This is a genomic window from Enterococcus sp. AZ095a (genome assembly GCF_050546735.1).
In the GTDB taxonomy this organism is placed as follows: domain Bacteria; phylum Bacillota; class Bacilli; order Lactobacillales; family Enterococcaceae; genus Enterococcus_D; species Enterococcus_D entomosocium.
This window is the reverse complement of sequence record NZ_CP172953.1, coordinates 3,139,353-3,154,668: the sequence shown is the minus strand read 5'-3', so window position 1 is coordinate 3,154,668 and position 15,316 is coordinate 3,139,353. Positions and strand designations below refer to the sequence as shown.

Here is a 15,316-nt window from a genome sequence, read left to right as displayed (position 1 = left end):
GTATAGCTGAAAAGCCAGGAGGGGAGGCGAAGAACGCTGGCTAGTGTAATTCTGGCCAAAAGGCTTGATTTGCTTCGATCAATTCATCGAGTAATTCTTTAGCTACACGGGCATTTGGGACCACTTTTGAAAGAATCAGTGCTTGCCACAGCTTCTGGTAAGAACCCTCTGCCCAAGCTTCCACGACTAATTTTTCTACGGCGACTTGTTGTTCCATCAATCCTTTTTGGAAGCGAGGGATCTTGCCTTGTGTGATTGGTTCTGCCCCGTTACTGCCGACGATACAAGGCACTTCCACCATTGCCTGTTCATCAAAGTTGACGATCGCTCCTTCGTTAGGCACGATCAACAGCATTCGTTCTTGCGTGTTATAAGCAATCGCTCGTGCAAGGTCAACAATGTAGCTGGCGTGTTCATCCACTTCAAGCGTGGTGTCAGTCGCTGTCTGGTTTTCTACGATGCGTTGGCATTCACCAAAGACGTGTTTTTCGCGACCAGCCATGACTTCATTTGCCCGTGTAAAAGATGGGTTGGTGTGCGCCACTTCATCTTGAGGGAAAAAGTAATACTTCAAGTAGGTATTTGGCAAAGTGGATGGATCAACCTCGTACACTTCTTTTGCTTTGGCAAAGGTGTGCATCCAGCTGGCATCAGCATGTTGGCTCGCTTCGATTTCTTCTGGCAATGAATAGCCGTATTTTGCTACATGCGCTTGGATCTGCGGCAGCAAGTCATTGCCAGCTTTGTCTCGTATATCTGTCCACCAGCCAAAGTGATTCAAGCCATAATAGCGAACGACCAATTCTTTGCGAGAAGCTAAACCGATCGCTTGCGCCATCCGTTCTTCGATTCCCACTGGCATATCACAAATATTAATGATCTTAGCATCAGGGCGCAATTTACGAGTCGCTTCTGCGACGATCGCTGCAGGATTGGAATAATTCAACATCCACGCATCAGGGGAATATTTTTCCATATAATCGACTAACTCCAATACACCGCCGATAGAACGCATCCCATAAGCGATCCCGCCAGGACCACAAGTTTCTTGGCCGACCACACCATATTTCAAAGGGATTTTTTCATCCTTTTCGCGCATCGCATACAAGCCAACTCGGATATGCGCCATCACAAAATCGACATCCTGAAACGCGGTTTCGGGATCAGTGGTTGCTAAAAAGCTGATTTCGGGTGCGCGTTCTTTCAATAAAATCTCGCAAGCTTGTGCCACTTTTTCTTGTCGTTCTTCCAAATTGTCGTAAAACTTGATTTGGCGAATCGGGAAACGATCCAAGTGTTCTAAAAGCATCAAGACGATTCCTGGGGTAAAGGTACTGCCGCCTCCAGCGATCACGATTGAAAATTTTTTCATTTTTGCTTCCTCCTTAGTCTGATACAGCTAATAATTTTTCGAATTGTTCTCTTACTTGTGGCACATCCAGGCCAACGATTACTTGGAAGGCGTTGCCGTTACGAACGACGCCATGGGCACCAGCGCCTTTAAAGATGTCATCTGGCAGCACTTGGTCTTGATCTTTGACGGTGATTCTTAGGCGAGTGGCACAATTAGTGACTTTATCGATATTGTCGCGACCGCCAAACCCTTCTAAGTAGACTGCGGCTTGTTCGGTGTAGCGATTGGCACCGGCAATCACTTGAGTTCCAGTGTTGGCTTGTTTTTCTTTGTAATCTTTTTTGGTGTATAGTTTGACTTCGCTATTGTTTTCTTCCCGTCCTGGTGTGGCTAACTTAAATTTGAGGATCAAGAAGCGGAAAACAAGGAAATAAAGCGCAGTAAAGGCTAACCCAATCACCAACTGCGTGAAGATCATACTGCGATGATTTTGAAATAGCGGAATCCAGACCTTCGCTAACAGATCGATCAAGCCGCCCCCCATATCTCCAACGACCCCGAAGGCAAACATCGTTGCCGCCATGGTCGCTGCTAAAACAGCGTGCACCGCAAAGAGGGGTGGTGAGATAAAGAGGAAGGTGAATTCCAATGGCTCAGTGATACCAGCTAAAACGGCAGTTAAAGTGGCAGGGATCAAAATCGCTAAGACTTTCTTTTTATTCTCAGGCTTGGCTGTGAAATAAAAAGCAGCAGCGATCCCCGGTGCAGCAAAGATCTTAGAATTGCCATGTAAAGCAAAGCCCCCTTCAGGGAAAAGCTCTTTCAATGGTCTGGTGGATTGGGCAAATTCTTGTAAATGTGCCATCCAGTATTTGGAGATTCCTTCTTCGACGACAGCAGGACCAAAAACAAAGGGGGTATACACGAAATGATGAAGACCGGTGGGGATCAATATTCGCTCTAAGAAAGTATAGAGCCAGACCCCAAAGACCCCAGCACTTGCTAGAAACCCTTGCATGGACCCAATGCCAGCTTGGACTTTCGGCCAAATCAATGCAATCAAGAAAGCGACTGGCAACATCAAAAAGAATCCAAGGATCACGACAAAGGAAGAGCCTTGGAAGATTCCGAGAAAATCAGGAAGCTTCGTATCGAAAAACTTGTTGTGAAGATAGACGACGATCGCCGAAATAAAAATTGCTCCGATAATACCAGTATCTAATGTTTTGATGCCGGCGATCATTTTCAAGCCACTCTCACCGCCGGGATCAGCTGCAAAGTTGACACCGAAGAAGTGACCAAAGTACTCGATCATGCCAGAGATAAAATAATTACAAGTAATATAGACGACAAAGGCTTCCATTGCCGCTCGCGCATTGGCTTTTTTTGCGAGACCGATCGGTAATCCAATAACAAATAGTAATTCCATTTGGTTGAAGACCGTCCATGCACCGTTTTCAATGATCGTCCAAATGTTGAACCAAGTAGAGCCTTCAGTGGCGATGCTCCCCACAAGCATCGGATTTTTAAAGATAATACACAGCGCGACCATGATCCCCGAAAATGAAAACAAGAGGACCGGGGTAAACATCGCACCGCCAAACCGCTGAACTTTTTCCATCATAATTTCTTAACATCTCCTTTCAATTTTTACTACAATCTCAGTATAGAAAAGAAAGATAGCGGTTACAATAAAGTGAGGCGGCATAGGAACGTAGAAGCAAACAAAGAGAAAAGGCAGCAACTGCGGGGAAATTTCCCATAAAAAAACAAACCTGCGAAAAACAGGTTTGTTTGCTAAGTACGTGTATTTAAATTTCGACGTTGCCATAACGATTGGCAAGGGCGGTGCGGATCAAGCGCTCTGCCAAATGCTCATTTCTTGCGAGAAGCGGTCCGTGGAAGTAAGAGCCGAACACATTGCGGTAAACCACGCCTTCGGTTTGGTCTTCGCCATTGTTTCCTTGTCCTTGGATGACTTTCCCCAATGGTTTTTCCCCTTTACCTAAGAAAGTACGGCCATTATGGTTTTCAAAGCCATAATAGGTCTCATCGAATTCTTCATTGTGGATCACGATGTCACCGATGAACCGGTTGTTTTCCTGGCTTAAGGTGTAATGATCCAAGGCACCGATCCCCTTGATTTTCTCGCCGTTGGCACCGATGTAGTAATGACCCAGCAATTGATAGCCGCCGCAAATTGCCAGCATCACGCCATCATTTTCGATATAGCTGGTCAGGGCTTCTTTTTTTGATTGGATATCTTGTGAAACGATCACTTGTTCAAAATCTTGCCCGCCACCGAAGAAGACGAGATCATATTTTTCAGGATCGAAGGGCTCGTGAATGCTGACGACTTCTGCGTTGAAGGTCACGCCTAGTTTTTCGGCCACGTAGCGCAGCATCAAGAGATTGCCATTGTCGCCATAAGTATTCAAAAGATTTCCATACAAGTGGGCAACATTCAGTTGATACTTAGTCACTACTCATTCCTCCTTTGATATAGCCTTTTTCCGCAAGCTTTTTGCGTAGCTGCAGGACTGCAGTGTAAGTCGCTAAAATATAGACTTTTTCTGTTGGTAAGTCTGCAATTTGCTTGATGACGTCATCAAGTTCAGGGGTTTCAATGATTTTCTCTTCAGGGATCCCCGCAACTTTTAACCGCAACGCCATATCTTTGTGACGATCACCACCAGCGATCACTTGAGGAATCCCCATATCGGCAAACGCTTCATGGTCGCCATCCCAAATCCAGCTGACGTCGATCCCATCTGCGTAGTTGGCATTCAACAAGCTGACTAGTGAGAAAGGATAGGGCGACAGGCCGATCATATCGATGACTTGGTTCAAACCAACAGGGTTTTTAACTAAGACTAACGTACATTCTTTGTCCCCGATGCGGATCACTTCTTGGCGGCCAAAGACTTTTTCGTCATAGGCCAAACCAGATTTGATTTTTGCAGGTGCTACGCCATAATATTCCGCAACCGCAGTTGCCGCCAGCGCATTGTAGACATTGTACATCCCACCAACTTCGATGCGATAGTCATTGCCATCGATCACAAAATCAGCAGAGGTGTTGTCCATTGCGGTCATTTCCGTCAGTTTATAATCCAATTCTGGTCGATGGAAGCCGCAATTTGGGCAGTAGTATTTCCCAAGATTGGCATAGGTGATCATTTTATAATGCAAAATGTGATGACACTCAGGACACAACACGCCATCCGTATTGTAATGGGCCATCTGCTCTTCATCTGGCAAATGATCAAATCCATAGTATTTCCGCGGATTGACAGTTGCCACCGAATTGAACAGTGGCGAATCCCCATTGCAGAGGATCGTTGCTTCCGGTGAGTTTGCCGCACCTTCAACGATCATTTTATAGGTCGTATAGATCTCGCCATAACGGTCCATTTGATCGCGGAAAATATTGGTGAAAACGAACAATTCCGGTTTGATGTACTTCGTTACTTTGCTGAGACTGGCTTCATCGATTTCTAAAACCGCAAATTTTTTGCCTTTTTTAGGGCGTGCCGATAGAAAGGTTGAAACGATCCCTTGGACCATATTGGCGCCGGTGGGGTTCGTTAATACTTCATCAAATTCTTGGCGCAAAATATTGACAGTCAAGGCAGTCGTCAATGTTTTGCCGTTGGTGCCTGTGATCACGACGACTTGGTAATCTTTCGCCAAATGATCTAATATATGTGGATCAACTTTTAATGCTAATTTACCAGGCAGGCTTGAGCCACCTTTGAAAAAGTTCTTTAATACCCATTGAGAGGTCTTACCGACTGAAACAGCCAGATGACTTCGTATTCCCATAATGTAACCCTCCATTAGAGCGAATGCTTTCGTTGTGCAAATTCAATTTATCATACCATATACCAAGAAAAAGGTTAAATTGCTTTTGCGATTCTTTAAATTTCTACAAAGACCATTCTGATAAATGGCTCTTTTACTTGCGATGATCAAAGGCTTGAAAAGCAAAACAGCAAACCTTCTGCCAGGTTTGCTGCTGCTTTAACCGATAATGATTTTTTCCGTTGGGTACTCGTAGCCTAAGTCACGTGTTTCTTTTGGTACGAATAACATCAAGGTGTACAGCATACCGACACGGCCGATAAACATCAAAAGAGCAATCACGAGTTTGCCGATGGTTGATAAATCGCCCGTGATTCCTAAAGAAAGCCCTGTGGTTCCAAAGGCCGAGGAAACTTCAACAATGATGGCGATCAAAGGGATATCCTCGATGGCGGTCAAGAATAAGACACAAAAGAAGCACATGCCCATCGAAAGCATGAAGACCACCACTGATTTACGGACGTCATCTTGATCGATCCGGCGACCGAAGATATTGATATTGTCCTCACTTTTCAAGAAGGCATAGAGGTACAGCCCAATGATGGCAATGGTCGTCGTCCGAATCCCCCCACCAACAGAGCTGGGACTACAACCAATAAACATCAGCAAGGAGAAAACGATCAACGTCGTGGTTTGGAAGTTGCCTAAGTCATGGATCTGCAGGCCAGCATTCCGCGTTGTCATGGAATAAAACATGCTGTTCATCCACATACCACTAAAGCTGTAATCTTTGAATAAATAATCTTTCTCAAGGAAAAAGATCGCTAATGTACCGCCGACAAAGAGGATCACGAAAGCCAAAACAGCAATTTTTGTGAATAAAGAAAAGCGAAACGGCAAGCGGCGGCGTTGTTTTTTCATTTTAAAAAGGACCCATTCCCGAAAGTCCATGATCACTGGAAATCCGATCCCCCCGATAAAAATCAAAATCATGATACACGTCAGGAAGAAATAATCATGGGAAAACGGCAAGATGGAATTGCCCGTCACATCAAACCCTGAGTTGGTCACAGCAGAGATCGCTTGATAAAACCCATAAAAGATCGCGTCACGCCAATTGTCATAATACCCGTAAAGATGAAAATAAACAGCGAAGATCGTACCTGCTACCAACTGACAAACTAAAATGATGGTAAACGTCGTTCGAATCATCCGAACGATCCCGCTAAGCTTTGGCTGGTTCATATCTGTCATGATCAATTGGCGCTGCTTTAAACTGATTTTGCGCCGTGAAACGATCGCAAAAAAGGTCGAGATCATCATGATCCCTAAACCACCAACTTGAAAGAGGACTTCCAATAAAATGACCCCGCGGTCGTTAAATACGTCATTGATCGGGAAGGTAGTCAACCCTGTGACACTGACCGTGCTGACCGCCATAAAGAACAGATCGATAAACGCGACATGAGAGCCCGGTTCCCGAAAGAAGGGAAGTGAAAAAAGCCCCAAAGAGACCACCGTCATCACGATATAATAAAAAACAATCACTTGGATTGAAGATACATTCTGGGAAATAAACGTCTTGCTCCTGCGCTGCGTCAAGCGAGCAAAGCGGGTAAAGTTCATAACAAAAACCCCTCACTAATTAAACTATCCCCAGTATACCAAAGAACCAAGTAGATTTGAAAGAAAGCAGGATAGAATTTATGTGGGGCAGAAATTGCGCAAGGAAACGTTTCTGGAGTGATTCTTTTCATTCGGGCAAAGGAGCCGCCAATCAATCCTTGTGTTTGGCAGCGATGGTCTGCCTTTGAATGATCTTCAATCATTGTAAGGATTTTTGAAAAGGTAGGCACGATTGAATGGTGTAAAGCAGTAGTCTCTTTTTTGAGAGGCACTACCCTTCAATCGATTTTTTAGCAAGAAAAAGGATGCGGAAGTTGTATATACATGTTAAAATAATAATGTGAGAAAAACGCTTTCTTTAATAAAGAAAGCCAGAATGGAGAGAAGTAGATGAATGCCAACCCTTATGATATCAAGTTAGTAGCTGTCGATATGGATGGAACCTTTATGCGCACGGATTATACGTATGATGTTCCCCGCTTCAAGGCCGTGTTGGCCCGCATGAAAGCAGTCGGCTGTCAGTTTGTCGTTGCCAGCGGCAATCAGTATTACCAGTTGCGGGCTCAATTTCCCGGCTATGATCACGAGCTGAGTTTTGTTGCAGAAAACGGAGCACTTGTCAAAGACAAAGAAACAGTGCTTTTTGCAGCGGACATTCCCCGAGAAACGGTTTTCGCAACCTTAGATTTATGTAAAAAATACCCCGAGGTTAAAAATGTAATGTGTGGGCTCAATAGTGCTTATTGTGAACGGGGAACGGTCAGTGATGCTTTTTTTGAATTAACAAATAAGTATTACCACAAATTGCAATGGGTCGATGACTTTGCCCAAGTAGAGGACACGATCCTGAAATTTGCCCCAACCGTTCCTGTCGAAAAAACGGCCTATTATTCGGAACTATTTCAAAAAGAACTAGCTGGTTTGCTAGTGCCAACAGGCAGTGGGCATGGTTCCGTGGATCTGATCGTGCCTAACTGCCACAAAGCATCAGGATTGGCACGCTTGGTAGAGCGATGGGGGATCACTCCTGAGCAATGTGTCGCTTTTGGCGATGGCGGCAATGATTTGGAAATGTTAGCCTATTGCCAGAGAGGCTATGCGATGGACAATGCGCCAGAAAACGTCAAAGCCGTTGCCACCGCTGTCTGTCCCTCAAATGATGAGGATGGAGTATTAGTCACATTGGATCAGCTGTTCCCGATAGTCTAGGCGTTCTTTAAGATTCTTAAAAATAGGTAAGTATTCCGATCAATTTTCACAATTTCAGAAGAAAACGCTGGCAATTTATGAGAAGATAAAAGAAATAAAAGATAACAGCGACGATCCGCACGGAACAATAGAGAGAAAAGCGCATCAATTTTTTTGAAAATCGAGACGGAAATGGGGAAGATCATGAAGAACGTGAAAATTATTTTTTTTGATGTTGACGGCACACTGATCGACATGAGCAAAAAGCAAATCTCTAAAAGAATGTTAGCCACATTAAAAGCCTTGAAGAAGCAAGGGATCCTGTTGTGCATTGCGACTGGCAGAAGTCCCATCGCGTTGCCGCAATTTGAAGGCGTGACCTTCGATGCGTTTTTGACCTTTAACGGATCGTATTGTTTTAATCAAGCCGAGGGGATCCACCAAAACCCCATTCCTAAAAAAGATGTTCAGCAAATCATAGAAAATGCGACGGCCCTCAAGCGTCCAGTAGCAATCGCAACGAAGGATCGTACCGTTGCCAATGGCAAAGATGCTGATTTAGTTGAGTATTTTTCCTTTGCTCACCAAGAAGTGATCGTGGCAGAAGATTTTGAAGAGTTGATCCAACAGCAAGACATTTTCCAAGTGATGTTAGGTTCAGGGAAAGAAGACTACGCCAAAGTGATGGCAAATACTACAGAGGCGAAAATCACCGCCTGGTGGGATCGGGCAGTCGATATTATTCCAGCCAGCAGCGGGAAAGGAAGCGGCATTGCCAAAATGCTGGCTTACTATGGCTTGGATAAATCCGAAGCCATTGCCTTTGGGGATGGCAACAATGATATTGAGATGCTGGAGGCAGTCGGCTGGGGTCTAGCAATGGCCAATGCTTCGGATGAGTTAAAAGCGATCGCCGACGAAGTGATTGGTCACGTAGCCGAGGAAGGCATTTATCAATACTGCTTAGAAAACGGGTTGCTGGGTGAAGCCGTGCAGTGATGGGCAATGCGTCAGTTGCTGTTGCCCGCTAATAACATGCGCAGCCAGGATCGCTACTGCGTGTCAGTTTGATCAAATAAAAAAACTGTTTCCGAAATGCATTAGGGAAACAGTTTTTTATTGATATAAAGTTGTTTAGCAATTTGTACGGTTTACAGCGCCTCTACTGCTTCGATCGCCTGATAGACTTTTTCGGGTGTGATCGCAGGATCGATCAAAATAAAGGTTTCTTCTTCCTTGACAGCATAGGTCAGAACCGAGGCGAAGTAATCCCGATCAAGGCGTGTCACGTGGAGATCCTTCAGCTTCATCGGCAAGTGCAAAGCTTCGTAAAACGGCCGTAATTCTTCAATCACATCAAAATCATTGGTATAGGCAAGCTGGACCCAAATGCAGTAGGCGACTTTATTGCCGTGCAAGACACTATGGGTCTCATTCAAATAAGACAAGCCGTCATGCAGCGCATGCGCACCGGACGTGCGGCCAAACTCTACTGCAAAACCGCCAACTTCGCCTGCCAAAGCAATGATCGCGTCGGTGATGCGGGCAAAGGCGGGTGTCAGCTGCCCAGCTTCTAGGTCTTTGACAGCTTGGATCGCATCGGCAATCAGCAAGTTTTTGATCAAAAGAGCGCTTTGGAAACCTAGCCGTACTAAGGCAGTCTTGTCGTCTTCTGCCATGTTGCGGACGATGGCTTCCATTTCATAATATTTGGCTAAGGTATCAGCGATCCCTGCGATAAAGTAATCAACAGGTGTGGCTAGTAAAAAACGGGTGTCGACGATCGTCATGTAGGCACCTTTTTTGGCATAGTCGATTTTACAAATCGTATGATCGGGGTAATAGGCGACGATCACCGGGGTAAAGGGCGCACAGTTGGAAACCAATGTAGGGATCACGATCAGCTCTGCGCCAAGGGTTTGGGCGGTGATTTTTGCTGTATCAGCGACCTTGCCGCCGCCGATTGCCACCACGGCATCTGCTTGCTGGATCGCTTCAGCTAAGGTTTGCGCATTTTCATAACTCGATGATCCATCGTAGCGGTAGATCGGGTAGTCAAATGAATGAGGGTAATAGTTCGAAAACACATCGAATGACTGCTCCCCAGTAATTACTGCTACCTCTTGGAACTCTCGTAAATACTCCGGCAAATCAGTTAAGACCCCATCGCCCGTAATATAACGGTTTGGACCTGGACGGACTTCATTAGCTAACATCAAACAAACACTCCTTTATAATCGTCAGAATTTTCTAATCAGTGTAGCGCGAAAATGCCCTAACTGTCAATTTCCTTTTTGGGAAAAAACAGAAAACAGCCGATCTGCTGACGAGGCAGATCGGCTGTTAGTGATGAATTGTAAGGAACGTTCCCCAAAATGTTAAGCCCAGTTTTGGCGAATAAAGCCGGCTCGACCGGAGCCTTCGCTATAAGCATTGTAATGGGCTGCATTTTTTTTGTAAAAATCTTGATGATAATCTTCTGCAGGATAAAAAGGTTCTGCTGGTTCGATCTTCGTTACGATCGGACGGTCAAAGCGGCCGCTAGCTTGCAACTGCGCCTTTGATTTTTCCGCAATCGCTTTTTGTTCTTCACTATTGTAAAAAATCACTGGACGATAGGAATCACCACGGTCGGCAAACTGACCAAACGCATCCGTGGGGTCTGTCTGCTGCCAATAGATGGCAACTAATTCTTCATAAGAGATGACTTCAGGATCAAAGGTGATTTCAACTGCTTCGGTGTGACCGGTGGTACCTGTCGTTACTTGTTGGTAGGTTGGGTTAGGGACATGGCCGCCAGTAAAGCCCGAAACCACTTTGAGGATGCCTGGCTGTGAATCAAAAGGCTTCACCATGCACCAAAAACAACCACCAGCAAAAATTGCCGTATCATTCATAGGTATTCCTCCTTTGCTTCTATGGTATGCTTCTAGTAGAGAAAAACAAGAGATATGCTTAGATAACTTACTAACGAAGAAAGGAACCGCCCATGGAAAGCATGTTAATTTTACTACGGGGGAATTCTGGCAGCGGAAAAACCACTATTGCCAAAGCTGTTCAGCACGTTTTTGGGGAAGAGGCAGTGCTGATTTCACAAGATGTTTTTCGGCGAGAAATTTTTTGTGTCAAAGATACCCCTAATAATTTAGCCAGCGGTTTGATGAAAGAAGCTGTCCTATATGCGAAGGGGAAAGTGCCGATGATACTTGTTGAGGGGATTTATTCTCGTGAAAAATACCAAGACTTTCTCGACTTTCTAATGAAACTCTTTCCCCAAAAAAAGCTAGTTTATTATTTTGATCTTTCTTTCGAGGAAACGGTCAAAAGACATCAGACCCGAATGCAGCGAGACTATTTTTCCGAGGAAGCGATGCGCAAATGGTGGCTTGAGCGAGACTTGCTTTTCCCAAAAGGATCTTCAGAGGAAAGACTGATCAAAGAAGGCCTAACGATAGCAGAAACGGTCGATCAGATCATCGCAGATTATCAAGAAACAAGAAGGAGTGATTGAATATGGCGCGAATCATTGAACAAGGAACAGACCAAGAATTGGCTGCGTTAGAAACAGCATTAACAGCATACACAAAGCATCAAAAACCATTTACACAAACAGAGACCTATCAGAACTTTAGCAGTGTAATCAAAAAAGAGGGTGTGGTGATTGCTGGCGGTATTGCCTACGCCTCGATGTATCATATCGGCTATCTTGACACCCTGTGGGTCAAAGCATCCGAGCGGGGAAAAGGGTATGGCAAGCAGATTCTTACGGATCTTGAACAGCAGTTGAAAGCATTTGGCTGTGAAAATTGCCAGACGGCGACTTTTGATTTCCAAGCACCAGATTTTTATCAGCGAGTGGGCTATGAAGAAATCGGGAGAATCGCCCATACGCAAAATCAGCTAACAGAAATTTTTCTAGTAAAGAAATTACGTGATTGAATCCCGAAGAAACCGTTGAACAAGGACGAAACCAAGGAAAGAGAGGCACAACCAATGTTAGATAAATCAATTCCATATGCAGAAATCTGGATGAAGCGAGCACACAAAAGCACACCGATCCAGCCCATTCAATCCGATAACTATTCGCTACGCAGCTACCAAGCAGGAGACGAAAGGCACTGGGCACGGATCGAAACATCCGTCGGAGAGTTTGACAATGAGGAAGAGGCATTGGCGTATTTTGAAAAAGAATTTATGCCCGAGCAAGCACAGCTAGGACAGCGAATGTTTTTTGCCCTTGATCAAACAGGTACACCGGTCGGCACGGCTACCGCTTGGAAAAAAGCCAAGCAAGACGGTACACCGGTTCCGCTAGTCCATTGGGTAGCAGTAATGCCGCAAGCTCAACGTCAAGGGATCGCTCGCGGCTTGGTCACGCAAGTCGTTTCTGTCTTAGAGGCAGCCAACGAGCCGATGTATCTTCATACGCAAACGTGGAGCCACGCAGCAATCAAGCTCTACCAGCAGCTCGGTTTTGTGATCATTGCAACGGATATCAATGGGAATGAAAATCCAGAATATCCACTGGCTTGTCAAGTATTGGCAGAAGTGGCCAGAAAAGCCAGAAATGATTAAGAAGTACCGGCAGCAAAAAATCCGTTAACTTTTCGTAAAACTCTTGCGTAAAAGGCGGCGTGTGTCGAATTTAAGTCTGTAAAAATTCTCCTTTTTCAAGTATAATACCAAAGGAGTATGAGGAAGGATGGGCGAGATGGCACAGCTTTTTTTTAAATATGGCGCAATGAATAGTGGGAAAACGATCGAGATACTGAAAGTTGCTCACAACTATGAAGAACAAGACAAACCAGTCGTGATCATGACAAGTGGATTGGACACGAGAAGCGGCGTGGGAAATGTTTCGAGTCGCATCGGCTTAGAGCGAGACGCGATCCCGATTTTTGATGAAACGGATCTATTTCATTTGATCAAAGACCTCGGTTATAAACCTTATTGTATTTTGATCGACGAAGCACAGTTCCTAAAGAAGCATCACGTGCTGGCTTTCACCAAAATCGTGGATGAGTTAGGTATTCCTGTAATGGCCTTTGGCTTGAAAAATGATTTCCGCAATGAATTATTTGAAGGCTCAAAATACTTGCTGCTTTACGCAGATAAAATCGAAGAGATGAAAACCATCTGCTGGTTCTGTCATAAAAAAGCAACCATGAACTTGCACTATATCGACGGAAAACCCGTTTACGAGGGCGATCAAGTACAAATCGGCGGCAATGAAGCGTATTATCCAGTTTGCCGCAAGCATTACTTTCACCCGGGAATGAAAAAAGAAGGAGAATAATCAATGTACGATCAGTTACAAGCAATCGAAGACCGTTACGAAGAATTAGGCGAATTACTAAGTGATCCAGCCGTGATCTCTGACACCAAACGCTTCATGCAGCTTTCAAAAGAAGAAGCCAATACACGGGAAACGGTGGAAGTCTACCGCCGTTACAAAGAAGTCGTTGAAGGAATCAAGGACACTGAAGAAATGCTTGGGGAAAACCTAGATGCAGAAATGGCTGAGATGGCCAAAGAAGAACTCTCTGACTTGAAAAAAGAAAAAGACGTTTTAGAAGAACGCATCAAGATTTTGTTATTGCCAAAAGACCCGAATGATGACAAAAACATCATCATGGAGATCCGTGGTGCAGCTGGCGGCGACGAAGCAGCCTTATTTGCTGGCGATCTTTTCAATATGTATCAAAAATATGCGGAAAACCAAGGCTGGAAAGTCGAAGTCATGGATGCCAACGTCACTGGGATCGGCGGCTACAAAGAAGTCATCATGATGATCACTGGCGACAACGTCTTTTCAAAATTGAAATATGAGAGCGGCGCCCACCGAGTGCAGCGGGTACCATCTACCGAATCACAAGGCCGAATCCATACGTCTACGGCAACGGTCGTGGTTATGCCCGAAGCTGAAGAAGTCGAAATCGATATCGCAGACAAAGATATTCGGACCGATATTTACCATGCCTCTGGTGCTGGTGGTCAGCACGTCAACAAAACAGCTTCTGCTGTTCGTTTGACTCACTTGCCAACAGGGATCGCTGTTGCGATGCAAGATGAGCGTTCACAGCTGAAAAACCGTGAGAAAGCGATGAAAGTCTTGCGGGCACGGGTCTATGACCAAATGCAGCAAGAAGCGCAAAGCGAATACGATGCAAACCGTAAATCAGCAGTGGGTACCGGCGATCGTTCTGAACGAATCCGGACCTATAATTTCCCGCAAAACCGCGTAACAGATCACCGTATCGGGTTGACTATTCAAAAATTGGATCAAATTTTAGCTGGAAAACTCGATGAAATTGTTGATGCACTGATCGTTTACGATCAAACATCAAAATTAGATGAGATGCAAAATGGCTAAAACCTATCGAGAAGTCCTTTCACGGGCTTCTTCTTTTTTAGAAACGAAAGGACTGGACGGGTATGCGATCCAATACCTGTTTTTACAGCGAAAAAACTGGCAGCAACTCGATTGGCTGCTGCAGATGGACCAACCCATCCTAAGGGAAGATGAGGCACAGATCGCAGCAGATCTTGAACAGTTGCTACAGCATGAACCCCCGCAATATTTATTGGGGTATGAAGAATTTTATGGTCATCGCTTAAAAGTGACCCCTGCAACCTTGATCCCGCGTCCAGAAACCGAAGAGCTGGTGGAAAACTGTCTGGCAAAACTACCAGCAGATCAGCCGCTACGAGTCGTTGACATTGGCACGGGTACAGGAGCGATCGCCATTGCCTTAAAATTGGCACGTCCCCAGTGGTCGGTAAGTGCCGTGGATCTTTCAGCAGAGGCGTTAGCCGTTGCTAAAGAAAATGCGACAGCCTTAGGTGCAGAGATCCGCTTTTTCCAAGGAGATACCTTGGAGCCTGTGGCAGATCAGCAATGGGATCTGATCGTTTCCAACCCGCCGTATATCAGCGCTGAAGAGTGGCCGCTGATGGATATCAGTGTACGGGAAAAAGAGCCTAAAATGGCGCTTTTTGCTCAAGAACAAGGATTGGCGATCTATAAGCAATTAGCACAGCAAGCACCGAAGTGTTTGGCACCAAGTGGGCAAATGGCGCTGGAAATCGGCTTCCAGCAAGGACAAGCTGTTCAACAGCTTTTTGCAGCCGCTTTTCCCAACAAAGAAGTTACCGTAGTAAAAGATCTTGCGGGTCAAGATCGGATGGTGTTTGTCAGTCATCCACAAGATGTGGATAAATAAATTTTTTTTGCTACAGAAAAAGTGCAAAAACCTTATGAAATGAACGACTTCTAAATAAACAGAGTTATAAACAGGGTTATCCACACTTGACAAACGATTTATCCACAAAATGTGGAAAAGA

15 protein-coding genes are annotated in these 15,316 nt (G+C 45.0%); 8 read left to right on the top strand and 7 right to left on the bottom strand.

Features of this window, described 5'->3' with window-relative positions; genetic code table 11:
- Positions 1–40: 40 nt before the first annotated feature.
- The 5 genes from IGJ26_RS14475 to IGJ26_RS14455 form a co-directional block, all read right to left on the bottom strand.
- Positions 41–1,372 carry a 6-phospho-alpha-glucosidase gene (locus IGJ26_RS14475; RefSeq protein ID WP_008379332.1) on the bottom strand — a complete coding sequence of 444 codons (1,332 nt, stop codon included), beginning with the start codon at positions 1,370–1,372 and terminating at the stop codon, positions 41–43.
- A gap of 13 nt (positions 1,373–1,385) precedes the next feature.
- Positions 1,386–2,978, bottom strand: a complete 1,593-nt coding sequence (locus IGJ26_RS14470) for an alpha-glucoside-specific PTS transporter subunit IIBC (protein WP_086316615.1) — start codon at positions 2,976–2,978, stop codon at positions 1,386–1,388.
- Positions 2,979–3,165: 187 nt separating this feature from the next.
- Positions 3,166–3,837 (bottom strand): type 1 glutamine amidotransferase, encoded by a 672-nt coding sequence (locus IGJ26_RS14465; protein ID WP_005233555.1) that lies wholly within the window; start codon positions 3,835–3,837, stop codon positions 3,166–3,168.
- Positions 3,830–5,179: a Mur ligase family protein gene (locus IGJ26_RS14460; protein ID WP_086316614.1), complete on the bottom strand. Its 1,350-nt coding sequence runs from the start codon at positions 5,177–5,179 to the stop codon at positions 3,830–3,832. Before IGJ26_RS14460 ends, IGJ26_RS14465 begins: the two co-directional genes overlap by 8 nt.
- A gap of 198 nt (positions 5,180–5,377) precedes the next feature.
- Positions 5,378–6,784, bottom strand: a complete 1,407-nt coding sequence (locus tag IGJ26_RS14455) for a TrkH family potassium uptake protein (RefSeq protein ID WP_008379338.1) — start codon at positions 6,782–6,784, stop codon at positions 5,378–5,380.
- 390 nt (positions 6,785–7,174) lie between these two features.
- On the opposite strand from IGJ26_RS14455, the gene IGJ26_RS14450 reads away from it, so the two are divergent.
- A complete protein-coding gene (locus tag IGJ26_RS14450; protein WP_016612950.1) occupies positions 7,175–7,993 on the top strand; it encodes a Cof-type HAD-IIB family hydrolase in 819 nt (272 codons plus the stop codon).
- A 183-nt stretch (positions 7,994–8,176) separates the two neighbouring features.
- A complete protein-coding gene (locus IGJ26_RS14445; protein WP_369076018.1) occupies positions 8,177–8,971 on the top strand; it encodes an HAD family hydrolase in 795 nt (264 codons plus the stop codon).
- A gap of 152 nt (positions 8,972–9,123) precedes the next feature.
- Here the strand turns inward: IGJ26_RS14445 and IGJ26_RS14440 are convergent, their stop codons facing one another.
- Both IGJ26_RS14440 and msrA read right to left on the bottom strand, forming a co-directional pair.
- Positions 9,124–10,188 (bottom strand): iron-containing alcohol dehydrogenase family protein, encoded by a 1,065-nt coding sequence (locus IGJ26_RS14440; protein ID WP_005233563.1) that lies wholly within the window; start codon positions 10,186–10,188, stop codon positions 9,124–9,126.
- Between the two features lie 162 nt (positions 10,189–10,350).
- Complete coding sequence (gene msrA / locus IGJ26_RS14435) at positions 10,351–10,869, bottom strand: peptide-methionine (S)-S-oxide reductase MsrA (RefSeq protein ID WP_008379347.1); 519 nt, start codon at positions 10,867–10,869, stop codon at positions 10,351–10,353.
- Between the two features lie 92 nt (positions 10,870–10,961).
- Here msrA and IGJ26_RS14430 point away from each other — a divergent pair, with 92 nt between their 5' ends.
- The 6 genes from IGJ26_RS14430 to prmC all read left to right on the top strand — a co-directional run bounded on the left by IGJ26_RS14430 (position 10,962) and on the right by prmC (position 15,195).
- The gene (locus IGJ26_RS14430) at positions 10,962–11,483 is read left to right on the top strand and encodes an AAA family ATPase (RefSeq protein WP_008379349.1); all 522 of its coding nucleotides are present in this window, start codon (positions 10,962–10,964) and stop codon (positions 11,481–11,483) included.
- Between the two features lie 2 nt (positions 11,484–11,485).
- Positions 11,486–11,911 (top strand): GNAT family N-acetyltransferase, encoded by a 426-nt coding sequence (locus IGJ26_RS14425; RefSeq protein WP_005233566.1) that lies wholly within the window; start codon positions 11,486–11,488, stop codon positions 11,909–11,911.
- A 54-nt stretch (positions 11,912–11,965) separates the two neighbouring features.
- A complete protein-coding gene (locus tag IGJ26_RS14420; protein ID WP_008379353.1) occupies positions 11,966–12,547 on the top strand; it encodes a GNAT family N-acetyltransferase in 582 nt (193 codons plus the stop codon).
- Between the two features lie 136 nt (positions 12,548–12,683).
- The gene (locus IGJ26_RS14415; protein WP_005227882.1) at positions 12,684–13,268 is read left to right on the top strand and encodes a thymidine kinase; all 585 of its coding nucleotides are present in this window, start codon (positions 12,684–12,686) and stop codon (positions 13,266–13,268) included.
- A 3-nt stretch (positions 13,269–13,271) separates the two neighbouring features.
- The gene (gene prfA / locus IGJ26_RS14410; RefSeq protein ID WP_005227884.1) at positions 13,272–14,345 is read left to right on the top strand and encodes a peptide chain release factor 1; all 1,074 of its coding nucleotides are present in this window, start codon (positions 13,272–13,274) and stop codon (positions 14,343–14,345) included.
- Positions 14,338–15,195: a peptide chain release factor N(5)-glutamine methyltransferase gene (prmC, locus tag IGJ26_RS14405; RefSeq protein ID WP_005233577.1), complete on the top strand. Its 858-nt coding sequence runs from the start codon at positions 14,338–14,340 to the stop codon at positions 15,193–15,195. The genes prfA and prmC overlap by 8 nt, the downstream gene beginning before the upstream one ends.
- Positions 15,196–15,316: the final 121 nt, after the last annotated feature.

What these genes read in the sequence shown, in the direction of transcription:
- IGJ26_RS14475 (WP_008379332.1), bottom strand. Translation starts at nt 1,372, where the DNA reads ATGAAAAAATTTTCAATCGTGATCGCTGGAGGCGGCAGTACCTTTACC.
- IGJ26_RS14470 (WP_086316615.1), bottom strand. Translation starts at nt 2,978, where the DNA reads ATGATGGAAAAAGTTCAGCGGTTTGGCGGTGCGATGTTTACCCCGGTC.
- IGJ26_RS14460 (WP_086316614.1), bottom strand. Translation starts at nt 5,179, where the DNA reads ATGGGAATACGAAGTCATCTGGCTGTTTCAGTCGGTAAGACCTCTCAA.
- IGJ26_RS14455 (WP_008379338.1), bottom strand. Translation starts at nt 6,784, where the DNA reads ATGAACTTTACCCGCTTTGCTCGCTTGACGCAGCGCAGGAGCAAGACG.
- IGJ26_RS14450 (WP_016612950.1), top strand. Translation starts at nt 7,175, where the DNA reads ATGAATGCCAACCCTTATGATATCAAGTTAGTAGCTGTCGATATGGAT.
- IGJ26_RS14445 (WP_369076018.1), top strand. Translation starts at nt 8,177, where the DNA reads ATGAAGAACGTGAAAATTATTTTTTTTGATGTTGACGGCACACTGATC.
- IGJ26_RS14440 (WP_005233563.1), bottom strand. Translation starts at nt 10,188, where the DNA reads ATGTTAGCTAATGAAGTCCGTCCAGGTCCAAACCGTTATATTACGGGC.
- msrA (WP_008379347.1), bottom strand. Translation starts at nt 10,869, where the DNA reads ATGAATGATACGGCAATTTTTGCTGGTGGTTGTTTTTGGTGCATGGTG.
- IGJ26_RS14430 (WP_008379349.1), top strand. Translation starts at nt 10,962, where the DNA reads ATGGAAAGCATGTTAATTTTACTACGGGGGAATTCTGGCAGCGGAAAA.
- IGJ26_RS14425 (WP_005233566.1), top strand. Translation starts at nt 11,486, where the DNA reads ATGGCGCGAATCATTGAACAAGGAACAGACCAAGAATTGGCTGCGTTA.
- IGJ26_RS14420 (WP_008379353.1), top strand. Translation starts at nt 11,966, where the DNA reads ATGTTAGATAAATCAATTCCATATGCAGAAATCTGGATGAAGCGAGCA.
- IGJ26_RS14415 (WP_005227882.1), top strand. Translation starts at nt 12,684, where the DNA reads ATGGCACAGCTTTTTTTTAAATATGGCGCAATGAATAGTGGGAAAACG.
- prfA (WP_005227884.1), top strand. Translation starts at nt 13,272, where the DNA reads ATGTACGATCAGTTACAAGCAATCGAAGACCGTTACGAAGAATTAGGC.
- prmC (WP_005233577.1), top strand. Translation starts at nt 14,338, where the DNA reads ATGGCTAAAACCTATCGAGAAGTCCTTTCACGGGCTTCTTCTTTTTTA.